The organism is Pseudomonas sp. GL_117 (genome assembly GCF_057835125.1).
The window spans coordinates 448293-465077 of sequence record NZ_CM174418.1 but is presented as its reverse complement, the minus strand read 5'-3'; the positions used below and the strand labels follow the sequence as shown (position 1 = coordinate 465077).

At 61.1% G+C, this 16785-nt stretch carries 15 protein-coding genes; 13 read left to right on the top strand and 2 right to left on the bottom strand.

Features of this window, described 5'->3' with window-relative positions; all coding sequences use genetic code 11:
• Positions 1-148 precede the first annotated feature (148 nt).
• The gene (gene rpmE, locus AC3ISR_RS02010) at positions 149-382 is read right to left on the bottom strand and encodes a 50S ribosomal protein L31 (protein WP_005784030.1); all 234 of its coding nucleotides are present in this window, start codon (positions 380-382) and stop codon (positions 149-151) included.
• Between the two features lie 217 nt (positions 383-599).
• Between rpmE and AC3ISR_RS02005 the strand changes: the two genes are divergently transcribed.
• From AC3ISR_RS02005 to AC3ISR_RS01960, 10 genes are all read left to right on the top strand, one after another.
• Complete coding sequence (locus AC3ISR_RS02005; protein ID WP_192298347.1) at positions 600-2819, top strand: primosomal protein N'; 2220 nt, start codon at positions 600-602, stop codon at positions 2817-2819.
• A gap of 182 nt (positions 2820-3001) precedes the next feature.
• Complete coding sequence (argS, locus tag AC3ISR_RS02000) at positions 3002-4738, top strand: arginine--tRNA ligase (protein ID WP_192298348.1); 1737 nt, start codon at positions 3002-3004, stop codon at positions 4736-4738.
• Between the two features lies 1 nt (position 4739).
• On the top strand, positions 4740-5441 hold the full coding sequence (locus tag AC3ISR_RS01995) for an SPOR domain-containing protein (RefSeq protein ID WP_192298349.1): 702 nt from the start codon (positions 4740-4742) through the stop codon (positions 5439-5441).
• Between the two features lie 257 nt (positions 5442-5698).
• Positions 5699-6229: an ATP-dependent protease subunit HslV gene (gene hslV, locus AC3ISR_RS01990; RefSeq protein WP_003171209.1), complete on the top strand. Its 531-nt coding sequence runs from the start codon at positions 5699-5701 to the stop codon at positions 6227-6229.
• Between the two features lie 37 nt (positions 6230-6266).
• The gene (gene hslU, locus AC3ISR_RS01985) at positions 6267-7604 is read left to right on the top strand and encodes an ATP-dependent protease ATPase subunit HslU (RefSeq protein ID WP_012721807.1); all 1338 of its coding nucleotides are present in this window, start codon (positions 6267-6269) and stop codon (positions 7602-7604) included.
• A gap of 149 nt (positions 7605-7753) precedes the next feature.
• Positions 7754-8131 (top strand): gamma-butyrobetaine hydroxylase family protein, encoded by a 378-nt coding sequence (locus AC3ISR_RS01980; RefSeq protein WP_192298350.1) that lies wholly within the window; start codon positions 7754-7756, stop codon positions 8129-8131.
• Positions 8132-8382: 251 nt separating this feature from the next.
• Positions 8383-10062 (top strand): class II poly(R)-hydroxyalkanoic acid synthase, encoded by a 1680-nt coding sequence (phaC, locus tag AC3ISR_RS01975; protein WP_192298351.1) that lies wholly within the window; start codon positions 8383-8385, stop codon positions 10060-10062.
• 149 nt (positions 10063-10211) lie between these two features.
• Complete coding sequence (phaZ, locus tag AC3ISR_RS01970) at positions 10212-11057, top strand: poly(3-hydroxyalkanoate) depolymerase (protein WP_017738853.1); 846 nt, start codon at positions 10212-10214, stop codon at positions 11055-11057.
• A gap of 88 nt (positions 11058-11145) precedes the next feature.
• Entirely contained in the window at positions 11146-12828 is a 1683-nt protein-coding gene (gene phaC / locus AC3ISR_RS01965; RefSeq protein ID WP_192298352.1) for a class II poly(R)-hydroxyalkanoic acid synthase, read from the top strand.
• Between the two features lie 27 nt (positions 12829-12855).
• Positions 12856-13473 (top strand): TetR/AcrR family transcriptional regulator, encoded by a 618-nt coding sequence (locus AC3ISR_RS01960; RefSeq protein ID WP_192298353.1) that lies wholly within the window; start codon positions 12856-12858, stop codon positions 13471-13473.
• 41 nt (positions 13474-13514) lie between these two features.
• Here AC3ISR_RS01960 and AC3ISR_RS01955 read toward each other — a convergent pair whose 3' ends face one another.
• Positions 13515-14210, bottom strand: coding sequence for a response regulator transcription factor (locus AC3ISR_RS01955; protein WP_225595423.1), 696 nt, complete (start codon positions 14208-14210; stop codon positions 13515-13517).
• Positions 14211-14517: 307 nt separating this feature from the next.
• Between AC3ISR_RS01955 and AC3ISR_RS01950 the strand changes: the two genes are divergently transcribed.
• The 3 genes from AC3ISR_RS01950 (at position 14518) to AC3ISR_RS01940 (ending at position 16740) form a co-directional block, all read left to right on the top strand.
• The gene (locus AC3ISR_RS01950) at positions 14518-15096 is read left to right on the top strand and encodes a fimbrial protein (protein WP_192298354.1); all 579 of its coding nucleotides are present in this window, start codon (positions 14518-14520) and stop codon (positions 15094-15096) included.
• A 91-nt stretch (positions 15097-15187) separates the two neighbouring features.
• The gene (locus tag AC3ISR_RS01945; RefSeq protein WP_192298355.1) at positions 15188-15964 is read left to right on the top strand and encodes a fimbrial biogenesis chaperone; all 777 of its coding nucleotides are present in this window, start codon (positions 15188-15190) and stop codon (positions 15962-15964) included.
• Between the two features lie 8 nt (positions 15965-15972).
• Positions 15973-16740, top strand: a complete 768-nt coding sequence (locus AC3ISR_RS01940) for a fimbrial biogenesis chaperone (protein WP_412547868.1) — start codon at positions 15973-15975, stop codon at positions 16738-16740.
• The last annotated feature ends 45 nt before the right edge of the window (positions 16741-16785 follow it).

Genomic DNA, 16785 nt, shown 5'->3' with positions numbered 1-16785 from the left:
CAACTGTTCACAATCGCCTAAAAAAATGTCTACAATTTTTTATTAATGCAGCAATTAAATGCGATTCTCTCAAATTCCAGGCACAAAAAAGGCGTCCACAAGGGACGCCTCTTTTTTCAGCAGGAAAAGCCCAGGGGGCTTTTCAGCCTTACTCTGCTGGAGTAGCAGCAGGCTTCTTGCCGAAAGCGCCGAAACGGTCAGCAAAGCGCTGTACACGGCCGCCGGTGTCCAGAGTTTTCTGCTTACCGGTGTAGAACGGGTGGCACTCGTTGCATACGTCAGTACCCAGTGGCTTGCACAGGTTCGAACGAGTTTCGAACTTGTTACCGCAGCTGCAGGTTACTTCGATGGTTTCGTACGCTGGATGGATATCGGCTTTCATGGTGACTTCCTCGGGCTGCGTGCCGCCACTCGACACTATTGTCGAATACCGCACGTAATTAGGCCGCGGATTCTACCAGACCTTTTTAAACGCGCAAGCGGCGCTTTGGGCGTGAAACTTCCTTTCATCAGAAAACCATCGGCTACCCCAAGCCCTCCCCTGTCTGCTAGGCTCCCGCCCCTGCGCCACCGCCTGCCTTTATAGATGAGACCCCCGCGTGCCCGACGCCATCTTGCGCCTCGCCCTGCCTTCGCCCCTGCGCCGCCTGTTCGACTACCGGGCCCCGGCCGGCGTGCTGCGGACGCAGTTGCAACCAGGCATGCGCGTGCGCGTGCCGTTCGGGCGCCGGGAAATGATCGGCATCCTGGTAGAAGTCACCGACCACAGCGAAGTGCCGGCAGAGAAGCTCAAGCCTGCACTGGCAATCCTCGACGCCACGCCACCGCTGCCGCCCGCGCTGTTCAAGCTGTGCCTGTGGACCGCCCAGTATTACCAGCACAGCCTCGGCGACACCCTGAGCTGGGCGCTGCCGGTGCTGCTGCGCCAGGGCGAACTGGCCGAAGCGCGCCAGGAACGTTTCTGGTCGATGGTGCCCGGCGCGCGCCTCGATGACCCGCGCATCGCCCGCGCCCCGCGCCAGCGTGAGGCCCTGGCCACCCTGGCGCAGCATCCCCATGGCGTGGCCCATCAGCTGTTAAGCAAGCTGATGCTGAGCAAAGACAGTCTCGACCTGCTGCTGGCCAAAGGCCTGGTGCAGGTGGAAATCCGCAAGCACGCCCCCGACCCACGTCACGAACACTGGCTGGCCCAACCGGAACTGCCGCTGAACCCCGAGCAACGCGCCGCCTACGAGGCGATCCGTGCAGGCTTCGACAGTTTCCACGCGTTCCTGCTGGCCGGGGTCACTGGCAGCGGCAAGACCGAAGTGTATTTGCAACTGATCCGCGAAACCCTGCAGGCCGGCAAACAGGCGCTGGTGTTGATCCCCGAGATCAACCTGGGCCCGCAGACCCTGGCGCGTTTCGAGCAACGCTTCAACGCGCGCATCGCCCTGGTGCACTCGGCGGTCAACGACCGCGAACGCCTGGAGTCCTGGCTCGCCGCACGAGATGGCGAGGCCGACATTATTATCGGCACCCGCTCGGCGCTGTTCACCCCGATGAAAAACCCCGGGCTGATCATCATCGACGAAGAACACGACGGCTCCTACAAACAGCAGGAAGGCCTGCGCTACCACGCCCGCGACCTCGCGCTGGTACGCGCGCGCCAGGAAGACATCCCGATTGTGCTGGGTTCGGCCACGCCGTCCCTGGAGAGCCTGCACAACGCCTACACCGGCCGTTACGGCCTCCTGCGCCTGAACGAACGTGCAGGCGGCGCCAAGCAGCCACGTTTCCTGCGCCTGGACGTAAAAAGCCGCCCGCTGGACAGCGGCATTTCCGGGCCGATGCAACAAGCCATCGGCCAGACCCTCGCCGCCGGCCAGCAAGTACTGGTGTTCCTCAACCGTCGCGGCTTTGCGCCGACGCTGTTGTGCCATGACTGCGGCTGGATGTCCGAGTGCGAGCGCTGCGACGCGCGCATGACCGTGCATCAGCGCCACGGCGAGCTGCGTTGCCATCACTGTGGCCATGTGGAACGGGTGCCACGCCACTGCCCGCAGTGCGGCAAAGTCGACCTGCGGCCGGTGGGCGCGGGCACCGAACGGGCCGAAGAGCGCCTGGGCATCCTGTTCCCGGACTACCCGGTGTTGCGGGTCGACCGCGACAGTACCTCGCGCAAAGATGCGATGAACCAGCTGTTCGCCACCATCCAGAAAGGCCAGCCGTGCATTCTGATCGGCACGCAGATGCTGGCCAAAGGGCATCACTTTCCACGGGTGACCCTGGTTTCGATCCTGGATGCCGACGGCGGTCTGTTCTCCGGCGACTTCCGCGCCAGCGAGCGCATGGCGCAGTTGATCGTGCAGGTCGCCGGCCGTGCGGGGCGCGCTGAAGAGCCGGGCAAAGTGATTATCCAGACACACCTGGCCGACCATCCACTGCTGATTCAGCTGACAGAGCAAGGTTACTTTGCCTTCGCTGAACAGGCCTTGAGCGAACGCCGCTCCGCCGGCCTGCCGCCGTTTGCCCACTTGGCCTTGCTGCGCGCCGAAGCGCACAAGCCGGGGCAGGCCGAAGGTTTTCTCGACGAGGCATGCAGTGCCGCCGAACGTTTGCTCGGTGAGCTGGGTCTGACCGGCATCGAGTTGCTCGGCCCGGTGCCCGCCCCCATGGAGCGCCGCGCCGGGCGTTATCGTGCCCAGCTACTCTTGCAGGCGACGTCGCGAGCACCATTGCATCGGCTGTTAAGTAGCCTATTGCTTGCTCTGGAGCAAATGCCCAGCGGCCGGCAAGTGCGATGGTCGATGGACGTCGACCCCGTGGATTTGTATTGATCGATTGGTCCCACTGTTTGGATTGTGAACGCCCTGAAATGTAGGAGCGGGCTTGCCCGCGATGAGGCCCGCAGGTCCGCCAACCCGTCTGAACGGTTGGCAAGCCCGCCCTCGCCACGGATAATGCCCAGTTTTTCCACCTGCGCATCGCGCGCCGCCGCTTGCGGCACAAAGAGAACACCATGAAAGACACCATTCGCCAGCTGATCCAACAAGCCCTCACCCAACTCGTCAACGAAGGTGTGTTGCCTGAAGGCCTGACGCCGGCGATCCAGGTGGAAAATACCCGCGACAAGACCCACGGCGACTTTGCCAGCAACATCGCGATGATGCTGTCCAAGCCTGCGGGCATGAAGCCACGTGACCTGGCGGAAAAAATCATCGCCGCGCTGCCCGCCGATGACAGCGTGACCAAGGCCGAAATCGCCGGCCCTGGCTTTATCAACTTCTTCCAGAACGCCCAGGCCCTGGCCTCGCGCCTCGACGCCGCGCTGGCCGACGCCAAGATCGGCGTGCACAAGGCCGGCGACGCCCAGCGCGTGGTCATCGACCTGTCGGCGCCAAACCTGGCCAAAGAGATGCACGTGGGCCACCTGCGCTCCACCATCATTGGCGACGGCGTGGCCCGCGTCCTGGAGTTCCTCGGCGACACGGTGATCCGTCAGAACCACGTGGGCGACTGGGGCACCCAGTTCGGCATGCTGATGGCCTACCTGCAAGAAAACCCGATCACCAGCAACGAGCTGTCGGACCTGGAAAACTTCTACCGTGCCGCGAAGAAGCGCTTCGACGAATCCGAAGAGTTCGCCGACCGCGCCCGTGGCCTGGTGGTCAAGCTGCAAGCCGGCGACGCCGAATGCCTGGCGCTGTGGAACCGCTTCCGTGAGATTTCCCTGTCTCACTGCCAGGAAATCTACGAGCTGCTCAACGTCAAATTGACCATGGCCGACGTAATGGGCGAAAGCGCCTACAACGATGACCTGATCAACGTGGTCAACGACCTCAAGGCCAAGGGCCTCTTGGTCGAGAGCAACGGCGCGCAGTGCGTGTTCCTCGAAGAGTTCAAGACCGCCGATGGCGAGCCGCTGCCGGTGATCATCGTCAAGGCTGACGGCGGCTACCTGTATGCCACCACCGACCTGGCAGCCGTGCGCTACCGCAGCGGCGTGCTCAAGGCCGACCGTGCGCTGTACTTCGTCGACCAGCGCCAGGCCCTGCACTTCCAGCAGGTGTTCGAAGTGGCGCGTCGCGCAGGCTTCGTGACCCACCCGATGCACATGGAACACATGGGTTTCGGCACCATGAACGGCGCCGACGGCCGTCCGTTCAAGACCCGCGACGGCGGCACCGTCAAGCTGATCGACCTGCTCAACGAAGCCCAGGAACGCGCCTACACCCTGGTCAAGGAAAAGAACCCGGAGCTGGCCGAGGCCGACCTGCGCAACATCGCCCGCGTGGTGGGCATTGGCGCGGTGAAATACGCCGACCTGTCCAAGCACCGCACCAGTGACTACAGCTTCAACTTCGAACTGATGCTCAACTTCGAAGGCAACACCGCGCCGTACCTGCTGTACGCCTACACCCGCGTGGCCGGCGTGTTCCGCAAGTTGGGCAAGGACTTCAGCGAAGTCGAAGGCCATATCGTGCTGGATGCCCCGCACGAACAGGAACTGGCGGCCAAGCTGGCGCAGTTCGGCGAAGTGCTGAACAGCGTCGGCGAGAAAGGCACGCCGCACATCCTGTGCAGCTACCTGTATGAAGTTGCCGGCCTGTTCTCCAGCTTCTACGAGAACTGCCCGATCCTCACCGCCGACGACGAGGCCCAGAAGCAAAGCCGCCTGCGCCTCGCCGCCCTGGCTGGTCGTACCCTCAAGCAAGGCCTGGAACTGTTGGGCCTGGAAACCCTGGAGCGCATGTAAGTTGGCTGCCAAGAAAAAACCTGCACCCAAGCGCGGCGCCAGCCGCTACCAGGCCCCGGCGAAAAAGCCGATCCCGGGCTGGCTGTGGATGGCCATCGGCCTGTCGGTCGGCGCGTTTATCGTGTTCCTGATGAAGCTGGACCCGGGCAAGGGCGATGACGTCAAACGGGTCAAGCAGGAGCAGCAGAAGATCACGAAAATGGCCGAAGCCAACAAGACCGCGCCAAGTCCTACAGCACCAGTGAAGCCGAAGTACGACTTCTACACACTGTTGCCGGAGTCCGAAGTGATCGTGCCACCTGACGCCGTGCCGGAGAAAACCCTGCCGACCCCACAAGTGCCGACCACACCGGTCACGCCTGCGGAAGCGGCAAAGATCGACACCGCACGGGCCCAGGCCGCGCTGGCCGGGATCACCCCGCCGCCAGCACCGCCGGTTGCCGAGACCAAAGCGGCGCCGGTGACCAAGTTCTTCCTGCAAGCGGGCTCGTTCCCCAAGCAGGCGGACGCGGACCGTGTACGGGCGCAGATTATCTTGCTGGGCCAGGCGGTGACGGTGGAATCCGGCACGGTGAAAGATGCGACCTGGTATCGCGTGCTGGTGGGGCCGTTCAGCAACCGTGAACAGCTGACCGTGGCGCAGAAACAACTGGCTGGCGCAGGGTTCAGCAACCTGTTGTTACAACAACGCCAGAGCCGCTAAACCCAAGAACACAGCAGGCCCCATGTGGGAGCGGGCTTGCTCGCGAATGCGCTAGATCAGTCAATATTTTCGGCGGCTGACACACCGCTTTCGCGAGCAAGCCCGCTCCCACATTTGATCTATAGCGTTCTCAAGAGTGTGTCAGATCAATACACACCACTCGTCCGCACACCGCCCCCACGGTTGAAATCCCCCCCTCCATCCCCATATCAGTTTTCACCAGGGCATTTTCGCCCCGCTGTGTGGAGACTCTCCCCTTGACCACCATCGTTTCAGTACGTCGCCACGGCAAAGTCGTCATGGGCGGCGACGGCCAGGTTTCCCTTGGCAACACCGTGATGAAAGGCAACGCCAAGAAAGTGCGTCGCCTGTACCACGGCCAGGTTCTCGCGGGCTTTGCCGGCGCTACCGCCGACGCCTTCACCCTGTTCGAGCGTTTCGAAGGCCAGCTGGAAAAACACCAGGGCCACCTCGTGCGCGCCGCAGTTGAACTCGCCAAAGAATGGCGCACCGACCGTTCCCTCAGCCGCCTTGAAGCCATGCTGGCCGTGGCCAACAAAGACGCGTCCTTGATCATCACCGGCAACGGCGATGTGGTTGAGCCCGAGCATGGCCTGATCGCCATGGGTTCCGGCGGTGGCTACGCCCAGGCGGCCGCCAGCGCGCTGTTGAAGAAAACCGACCTGTCGGCCCGTGAAATCGTCGAGACCGCCCTGGGCATCGCCGGCGACATCTGCGTATTCACCAACCACAACCAGACCATTGAGGAGCAGGACCTCGCCGAGTAAGCCGTAGGCTTATTCCGGCTTGAGGCCGCCAAACATTATGTCCATGACTCCCCGCGAAATCGTCCACGAACTCAACCGCCATATCATCGGCCAGGACGATGCCAAGCGCGCCGTTGCCATCGCACTGCGTAACCGCTGGCGCCGGATGCAACTGCCCGAAGAACTGCGCGTTGAAGTAACGCCGAAGAACATCCTGATGATCGGCCCGACCGGCGTCGGTAAAACCGAGATCGCCCGCCGCCTGGCCAAACTGGCCAACGCACCGTTCATCAAGGTCGAAGCCACCAAGTTCACCGAAGTGGGCTACGTGGGCCGCGATGTCGAGTCGATCATCCGTGACCTGGCCGACGCCGCCCTGAAGCTGCTGCGCGAACAGGAAATGACCAAGGTCAGCCACCGCGCCGAAGACGCAGCCGAAGAGCGCATCCTCGACGCCCTGCTGCCGCCGGCACGCATGGGGTTCAACGAAGACGCCGCACCGGCCTCGGACTCCAACACCCGCCAGCTGTTCCGCAAGCGCCTGCGTGAAGGCCAGTTGGACGACAAGGAAATCGAGATCGAAGTCGCCGAAGTGTCCGGCGTCGACATCTCCGCCCCACCTGGCATGGAGGAAATGACCAGCCAGTTGCAGAACCTGTTCGCCAACATGGGCAAGGGCAAGAAGAAAAGCCGCAAGCTCAAGGTGAAGGAAGCGCTGAAACTGGTGCGCGACGAAGAAGCCGGGCGCCTGGTGAACGAAGAAGAACTCAAGGCCAAGGCCCTGGAAGCGGTCGAGCAGCACGGCATCGTGTTTATCGATGAGATCGACAAGGTGGCCAAGCGCGGCAACTCCGGTGGCGTCGATGTATCCCGTGAAGGCGTGCAGCGCGACCTGCTGCCGCTGATCGAAGGCTGCACCGTGAACACCAAGCTGGGCATGGTCAAGACCGACCACATCCTGTTTATTGCCTCCGGAGCGTTCCACCTGAGCAAGCCAAGCGACCTGGTGCCGGAGCTGCAAGGCCGCCTGCCGATTCGCGTGGAGCTCAAGGCGCTGACCCCGGGCGACTTCGAGCGCATCCTCAGCGAGCCCCATGCATCGCTGACCGAGCAGTACCGCGAGTTGCTGAAAACCGAAGGCCTGGGCATCGAGTTCCAGCCGGACGGCATCAAGCGCCTGGCGGAGATTGCCTGGCAGGTCAACGAGAAGACCGAGAACATCGGTGCCCGTCGTCTGCACACGTTGCTGGAGCGTTTGCTGGAGGAGGTGTCCTTCAGTGCCGGCGATCTGGCTGGGGCGCAGAATGGCGAAGTGATCAAGATCGACGCTGATTACGTCAACAGCCATCTGGGCGAATTGGCGCAGAACGAGGATCTGTCTCGCTACATTTTGTAAGCCGCACGCAGAGCCGCTTTGCTTTAATGTGGGAGCGGGCTTGCTCGCGAATGCGGTGTATCAGTCAATACTTGTGTGACTGGCACACCGCATTCGCGAGCAAGCCCGCTCCCACTTTTTTTGAGCCGGTTTCTTCAGGGTTATCTCCAATGACTAAATTTCCTACTGCCGTAAACCTGCACAAAACCTCCAACACCCTCGGCCTCACCTACGGGCCCGATGAGGTCTACCAACTCCCCGCCGAGCTGCTGCGCACCCACTCGCCTTCGGCCGAGGTCCAGGGCCACGGCAAACCCATCCTGCAATTCGGCAAGCTCAACGTGAAGTTGATCAAGATCGAACCGGCAGGCCAGTACGCACTGAAATTGACCTTCGACGACGGCCATGACAGCGGACTGTTCACCTGGGACTATCTCTACCAGCTGGCCGTGCGCCAGGATGCGCTGTGGGCCGATTATCTGGCCGAACTCAAAGCCGCTGGCAAAACCCGCGACCCTAGCCAATCGGTCGTGCGGCTGATGCTCTAGTCCAGGCGTCTTGCTCTTTAGAGGGCATTTTCTAATTTCATCTGCTTGAATGCCCTGTCGCGTGGCCAACGAATGGCCCGCTTGCGAAAAAAATTAAACTCGGGTAACCAATGGAACTGGCAAGTTCCCTGCATTTGACGATGCGGTATCAACGGTCACCCGAGTCGCAGTACCTGGCTTGTGTCGTGTATCGAAACCTGGTGCACAGAGCGGTAGCCGGTACTCGTCTTTCGGACAATGGAGCGTCGTAGATGAGTAACAAGAACAACGATGACTTGAAACGCCAGGCCTCGGAAAACACCCTGGGGCTGAACCCGATCATCGCGTTACGGAAAAAGGACTTACTCGCCTCGGCGAAGATGGTGCTGACCCAAGCCATCAAGCAACCGTTGCACAGCGTCAAGCATGTCGCGCACTTTGGCGTCGAACTCAAGAACGTGATGTTCGGCAAGTCCCAACTGGTGCCGGAAAGCGATGACCGTCGCTTCCATGACCCGGCCTGGAGCCAGAACCCGCTCTACAAGCGCTACCTGCAAACCTACCTGGCATGGCGCAAGGAACTGCACGACTGGATCGGCGACAGCAACCTGTCCCCCCAGGACATCAGCCGCGGCCACTTCGTGATCAACCTGATGACCGAAGCCATGGCCCCCACCAACAGTGCGGCCAACCCGGCGGCGGTCAAACGTTTCTTTGAAACCGGCGGCAAGAGCCTGCTCGACGGTTTGTCCCACCTGGCCAAGGACATGGTGCACAACGGCGGCATGCCGAGCCAGGTCAACATGGGCGCCTTTGAAGTGGGCAAGACCCTGGGCACCAGCGAAGGCGCCGTGGTGTTTCGCAACGACGTGCTGGAGCTGATCCAGTACAAGCCGATCACCGAACAGGTGCACGAGCGCCCGCTGTTGGTGGTGCCGCCGCAGATCAACAAATTCTACGTATTCGACCTGAGCCCGGATAAGAGCCTGGCGCGCTTCTGCCTGCGCAATGGCCAGCAGACCTTTATCGTCAGCTGGCGCAACCCGACCAAGGCCCAGCGTGAATGGGGCCTGTCGACCTATATCGAGGCGCTCAAGGAAGCGGTGGACGTCGTCACCGCGATCACCGGCAGCAAAGACATCAACATGCTCGGCGCCTGCTCCGGCGGCATTACCTGCACCGCCTTGCTCGGCCACTACGCCGCGCTGGGCGAAAAGAAGGTCAACGCCCTGACCCTGCTGGTCAGCGTGCTCGACACCACCCTGGACACCCAGGTGGCGCTGTTTGTCGACGAGCAAACCCTGGAAGCGGCCAAGCGCCACTCCTACCAATCCGGAGTGCTTGAGGGCCGCGACATGGCCAAGGTGTTCGCCTGGATGCGCCCCAACGACTTGATCTGGAACTACTGGGTCAACAACTACCTGCTGGGCAACGAGCCGCCGGTGTTCGACATCCTGTTCTGGAACAACGACACCACGCGCTTGCCGGCCGCGTTCCACGGCGACCTGATCGAACTGTTCAAAAACAACCCACTGGTACGCGCCAATGCCCTGGAAGTGTGCGGCACGCCCATCGACCTCAAGCAGGTCACCGCAGACATCTACTCACTGGCCGGCACCAACGACCACATCACACCCTGGCAGTCCTGCTACAAGTCGGCGCAGCTGTTTGGCGGCAAGGTCGAGTTCGTGCTGTCCAGCAGCGGGCATATCCAGAGCATCCTCAACCCGCCGGGCAACCCCAAGGCGCGCTACCAGACCAGCGACAGCCTGACGGCAACGCCGCTGGACTGGCAGGAAAATGCCACCAAGCACACCGACTCCTGGTGGCTGCATTGGCAGGCGTGGCAGGCGGAGCGGGCGGGGAAGCTGAAGAAGGCGCCGACAACATTAGGCAATAAAACCTACGTCGCGGCGGAAGCAGCGCCGGGCACCTACGTACACGAACGCTAGATTGAAATGAGATCCAAATGTGGGAGCGGGCTTGCTCGCGAATGCGGTGTGTCAGTCAGCACATCTGATACTGATGCACCGCTTTCGCGAGCAAGCCCGCTCCCACATTCAGACTGCATTCCGGCAGTAACACTTCACAGGGCTTGAGCATGCCGCAACCGTTCATCTTCCGTACCATCGACCTGGATGGCCAGACCATCCGCACGGCGGTGCGCCCGGGCAAGCCTCACTTGACGCCGCTGCTGATCTTCAATGGCATCGGTGCCAACCTTGAGTTGGTGTTTCCGTTCGTCCAGGCCCTGGACCCAGACCTCGAAGTGATCGCCTTCGATGTGCCGGGAGTGGGCGGTTCGTCGACGCCCAAGCGACCGTACCGGTTTCCCGGCCTGGCCAAGCTCACCGCGCGCATGCTCGATTACCTCGACTACGGCCAGGTCAGCGTGGTGGGCGTGTCCTGGGGCGGCGCGCTAGCACAGCAATTTGCCTACGACTACCCGGAGCGCTGCAAGAAGCTGATCCTGGCGGCCACGGCGGCAGGCGCGGTGATGGTGCCGGGCAAACCGAAGGTGTTATGGCTGATGGCCAGCCCGCGCCGGTATATCCAGCCGTCCCACGTGGTGCGCATTGCGCCGATGATTTATGGCGGCTCGTTCCGCCGCGATTCAAAACTCGCCGCCGAACATGCGAGCAAAGTGCGCTCGGCCGGCAAGCTCGGTTACTACTGGCAATTGTTCGCCGGGCTGGGCTGGACCAGCATCCACTGGCTGCACAAGATCCGCCAGCCGACCCTGGTGTTGGCGGGGGACGACGACCCGCTGATCCCGCTGATCAACATGCGCATGCTCGCCTGGCGCATTCCCAACGCACAGCTGCACATCATCGATGACGGCCACCTGTTCCTGATCACCCGGGCCGAAGCCGTGGCGCCGATCATCATGAAGTTTCTTGAAGAGGAGCGCATGCGTGCGGTGATTCATCCACGCCCGGCGGTGTAAGGACACACCGCCGCGCAACTTGCCAGGAACCGACTAAGGTTCTGAATTGGCGTGCCCGTTTGATGGCTTGACGAAGGAGTGTTGGCTCATGCGAGAAAGACCCGTGACAGACCCGGCGCCCACCCCGGCCGCGTTTATCAATGCGCAAAATGCGATCACCGGCCTCAGGGGGCGGGACTTGCTCTCGACCCTGCGCAGCGTGGCCGCCCACGGTTTGCGCAACCCGGTGCACACCGCCCGGCATGCCTGGGCGTTGAGCGGGCAACTGGGCCGCGTTTTGCTGGGCGAAACCATGCATGAACCCAACCCCAAAGACAGCCGCTTCAGCGATCCCACCTGGAAACTCAACCCCTTCTACCGTCGCAGCCTGCAGGCCTACCTAAGCTGGCAGAAACAGACCCGTCACTGGATCGACGACCTCTCCCTGAGCGCCGATGACCGCGCCCGCGCGCACTTCGTCTTTTCCCTGCTCAACGATGCGGTCTCCCCCTCCAACACCCTGCTCAACCCGCTGGCCATCAAGGAGCTGCTCAACTCCGGCGGCAACAGCGTGGTGCGCGGCGTGACCAACCTCTTCGAAGACCTGCTGCACAACAACGGCCTGCCGCGCCAGGTCAGCAAGCAAGCGTTCGAGGTCGGCAAGACAGTGGCCACCACCCCCGGCGCGGTGGTGTTTCGCAACGAGCTGCTGGAGCTGATCCAGTACAAGCCCATGAGCGAAAAGCAGTACGCCAAGCCGCTGCTGATCGTGCCGCCGCAAATCAACAAGTACTACATCTTCGACCTGAGCCCGGCCAACAGCTTTGTGCAGTACGCCCTGAAAAACAGCCTGCAGACGTTTATGGTCAGCTGGCGCAACCCGGATGTGCGGCATCGCGAATGGGGCCTGTCCACCTACGTCGCCGCGCTGGAAGAAGCGCTCAACGTATGCCGCGCGATCACCGGCGCCCGCGAGGTCAACCTGATGGGCGCCTGCGCCGGCGGCCTGACCATCGCCGCGTTGCAAGGCCACCTGCAAGCCAAGCGCCAGCTGCGGCGCGTCTCCAGCGCCAGCTACCTGGTTAGCCTGCTCGACAGCCAGATCGACAGCCCCGCGACCTTGTTTGTCGACGAGCAGACCCTGGAAGCGGCCAAGCGCCGCTCCTACCAGCAAGGCGTGCTGGATGGCCGCGACATGGCCAAGGTGTTTGCCTGGATGCGTCCCAACGACCTGATCTGGAATTACTGGATCAACAACTACCTGCTGGGCAAGGAACCGCCGGCCTTCGACATCCTGTACTGGAACAACGACAACACGCGCCTGCCCGCCGCGCTGCATGGCGACTTGCTGGACTTTTTCAAGCACAACCCGCTGAGCCATTGCGGTGGCCTTGAGGTGTGCGGCACGCCGATCGATTTGCAGAAGGTCACGGTGGACAGCTTCAGCGTGGCCGGGATCAACGACCACATCACGCCGTGGGATGCGGTGTATCGCTCCACCCAGCTGTTGGGCGGCGAGCGGCGCTTCGTGCTGTCCAACAGCGGGCATATCCAGAGCATCCTCAACCCGCCGGGCAACCCCAAGGCCAACTACGTCGAAAACCCCAAGCTGAGCAGCGACCCACGCGCCTGGTACTACGACGCCAACCATGTCGACGGCAGCTGGTGGCCGCGATGGCTGGAGTGGGTCCAACAGCGCTCCGGCGTGCAACGCGAAACCCTGACCGCCCTGGGCAACCAGAATTACCCACCGATGGAGGCGGCACCTGGCACTTATGTGCGGGTGCGCTGAGCCCAACGATCAGACTAAGAAGACTGGATGAAGACCCGCGACCGTATCCTTGAATGCGCCCTGCACCTGTTCAACCAGAAGGGCGAACCGAACGTATCGACCATGGAGGTGGCCAATGAAATGGGGATCAGCCCCGGCAACCTCTACTACCACTTCCATGGCAAGGAACCGCTGGTGCTCGGGCTGTTCGAACGATTCCAGAATGAGCTGGCGCCGTTGCTCGACCCGCCGGCGGACGCGCAGCTGGAGCCCCAGGACTACTGGCTGTTCCTGCACCTGATCGTCGAGCGCATGGCTCATTACCGGTTTCTGTTCCAGGACCTGTCAAACCTGGCCGGGCGCCTGCCAAAGCTGGCCAAGGGCATTCGCAACCTGTTGACGGCGCTCAAACGCACCCTCGCCTCTTTGCTGGCCCGGTTGAAAGCCGGCGGGCAGTTGGTCAGTGGCACCCAGGCACTGGGCCAACTGGTGGAGCAGATCACCATGACCCTGTTGTTTTCCCTGGATTACCAACGGATTCTCGACCGAGAAGGCGAAGTACAAGTGGTTGTCTACCAGATCATGATGCTGGTCGCACCGCATCTGTTACCACCGGCGCGACAGGCGACCGAAAGATTGGCACTACAGTATGTAGATGCCCCCTAGTTAAATGCCATTAACTACAGATGCTTCTTACAAACCGCTCATTAACCGGGCTCACCAAACTGCCGAGTAAACTTGAAAAGCTCGCTATCGGTTTTGATTCCCAGCTTTCGATAGGCCGACTGTTTCTGCGTACTGATCGTACTTGCACTGCGCGAAAATTTTGCTGCAATTGAATTCACCGACATGCCATCGAGAAAGCAACGCAATACTTCCTGCTCTTTGGGCGTCAGACAAGCGTTCAAGCGAAACGGTGATGACAACTCAAGTTTGGTCTTTATGTTCTCCCCTTCAGAAATGGGTTGCATACCTTGAATGGCCGATAACATACAAGGCTGCAGGTAAATCCGCCCCTGGGCGACGGTCCGGATGGCCGCGATCAATTCAGTCATCTTCTGGGTCTTGCCCAGCACCCCCCAACTTCCAGCTTTCAAGGCCAACGAAACGCTTGCGGGGGTGTAGTGCGACGACACCACAATTGGCTTGCACTGCTTGAAACGCCGGCTTAACGCGCGGATCAGGGTCAGGCCATCAATGTCCGATGGCCCGAGGATAAAGTCCATGATCACTATGTCCGCCGGGCGCCGTGCAAGTGCCTCCAGCAACTCCCGCCCCGTCCCGAAGGAGCCGATCACATCGAAGTCGCCTTCATTGGCCAGCCCTAGTTCGATCCCCTGTCGAACCATCTCATGATCATCAAGCAACATGAGGGTATGCGTATTGGAAGAAGAAGTAGGCATCAAAAAACCCGTTAAGTGAGAACAACCAAAAACTCTCTAGTTATAGCGAACACGGTATATCCCACCCACACCTGCGGATCAACACGGGAAAATAATAAGGACGGTTCTTTCAGGTGCGCCTTACAGTGGCGTCTTACACCGCAAAGTCAATGCAACAATTTTGATTGAATAGCGCATTTTTCGAATTATCACGAGATAAAACTCGCGACTTCTCTATAGGCAGTTTTCTTTTTCCCGCACACATTATGCCCTGCCCGCCAACTAGCAAAATGACGGGACATACTGAAAACTCATGATCGGGAATACTATGAAATTCAATACTCTGCCTACACTTGCTGCTATTGCCCTGGCCGCGGCCATCTCGCAAACCGCCCATGCCGCCAATGACGGCACCATCAACTTCAGCGGACTGGTCAACGATACAACCTGCACCATCGAAGGTTCGGCACCCGGTACGGGCGCTGTGGTCAAGGACGTCAACCTGGGCGGAGTCTCGGCTGCGCGCCTGGCGAAACCTGGCGACCGTGCCAACCTGACTGGCTTCACCATCCGCATCGGCGCACCGGGTGAAGGCAGCTGCACCAACGGCCGCACCGCAATGGTTGCGTTCGACCCCACCAGTCCGGCCATCGACGTAGCAACCGGCCGACTGAACATCGACGGCTACGACAACCCCGATGACACCGAAAACGCCAAGAACGTACAGGTGGAAGTCACCAACCGCAACGGCTCCCCAATCAACGTCTACACCGAAAAATCCGAAGGTGTGGTGATCGCCGACAACCAGGCTGTCATCCCGCTGGCCGCGCAAATGTACGCCACCGCCCCCGCTACCGAGGGTACGGTCAAGACGCGCGTAGGTTTTATGGTTGTGTACGCCGACTAAGGGGCCAGGGCCTGCGCACAAGCATGCCTTGTCTATAACGGACCTGCCGTAAACGGGCAGGTCCCTCCCCGATCCGAAGAGTTGCGAGACTATGAAAAAAATGGCCTGCCGAGTGCTTGCCACCTGTGCCTTGGGATGGTTAACGCTACAAGCGCTAACCGCCCATGCAGGCGTGATTATTTATGGCACACGTGTGATCTTTCCGGCTGAACAGCAGGAGGTCGTGGTGCGCCTGGAGAACAAGGGCGACCGTCCGGCACTGGTCCAAACCTGGCTGGATACCGGCGATGTGCGCTCGACACCCGCGACGGCGCAGACGCCCTTTACCCTCTCGCCGCCGATCTTTCGTATCGAGCCGAACCAGCAGCAAGCCCTGCGCCTGCGCTATCTGGGTGAAACAGCGCCCAACGATCGCGAAAGCCTGTACTGGCTGAATGTGCTGGAGGTGCCACCACGCTCAGCCAATTCCGAGCAAAACAACCAGATAGAACTGGCGTTCCGGACCCGTTTGCGTGTGTTCCTGCGCCCGCCGGCACTGCCCTATCCAGTGGCCAGCGCACCATCGAAACTGCAATGGCAGCTGGTGCCTCACGAGCAGGGGTATGCCCTGCAAGCGACCAACCCGACGCCATACCATATTTCCCTGACCTCGGTTGACTTGCTGAGCGAAGGAAGACGCTTCAGCAAAGCACCCAACAAGGAAGCCAACGACGGTCTGCTGATGCCGGCCGGTGACGTGAAACGGTTTGCGCTACCGCTGCTGCGTGATCGCCCCAACGGCACACCGAAAGTGGAGTTCACCACCGTGAGCGACTTCGGCGCCCGGGTGCGCCACTCGGCCAGTCTTACTCCTTCAGTCGCCAGATGATCTCGCCCATGAAATCGATCTTTATCTCGTCTTTGTCATTCCCGTTCATGGCATGGGCATTCGCGTTGTTTGGCGCCACGTCCGTGCATGCGAGCGTGGTGATCAACAGTACGCGGATCATCTATCCGCAGAACGAAAAGGAAGTCACCGTCAGGCTGGAAAGCAAGAATCAGGCGCCAGTACTGATCCAGGCCTGGCTGGACAGCGGTGACGAACACTCGACTCCGGATCTGGCCGCAATTCCCTTTATCGCCACGCCCCCGATTTTTCGCATGGAGCCAGGCAAGCAACAGGTGGTGCGCCTGGCGTATACGGGCGACAACCTGACGGCGAAGCAGGAAAGCCTGTTCTGGTTCAACCTGCTGGAGGTACCCGCACAGTCCCAGGACGCCAAGCAAGCCAATCAACTGCAGTTGGCCTTTCGCTCCCGGATCAAGCTGTTCCTGCGCCCGCCAAACCTGCCCTATGGGGTCGACGCCGCGCCGGCAAAACTGCAATGGCGCCATGAATCGACCGAGCGCGGCCAAATCCTGGAGGTCTATAACCCCACGCCTTACCACGTGACCTTCGACCAGATCGACGTGCTGGAGGCAAAGCTGCGCCATACACGCAAGGCCGCACTCTCTGGTGCCGAAAACATGGTGGCGCCTGGCGGCCGCAATCGCTTTGAACTGCCCAGCCTCAAGTCACCGCCGGGTGCTGCGACCACGGTGGAGTTCCAGACGCTTGACGACTTTGGCGTAAGGACCTCCCACAGCGCCAAGGTCTCGAAATGACCGACCTGGCCAGCCCGACACCGTAGTTCTCCAACCCCGGACACA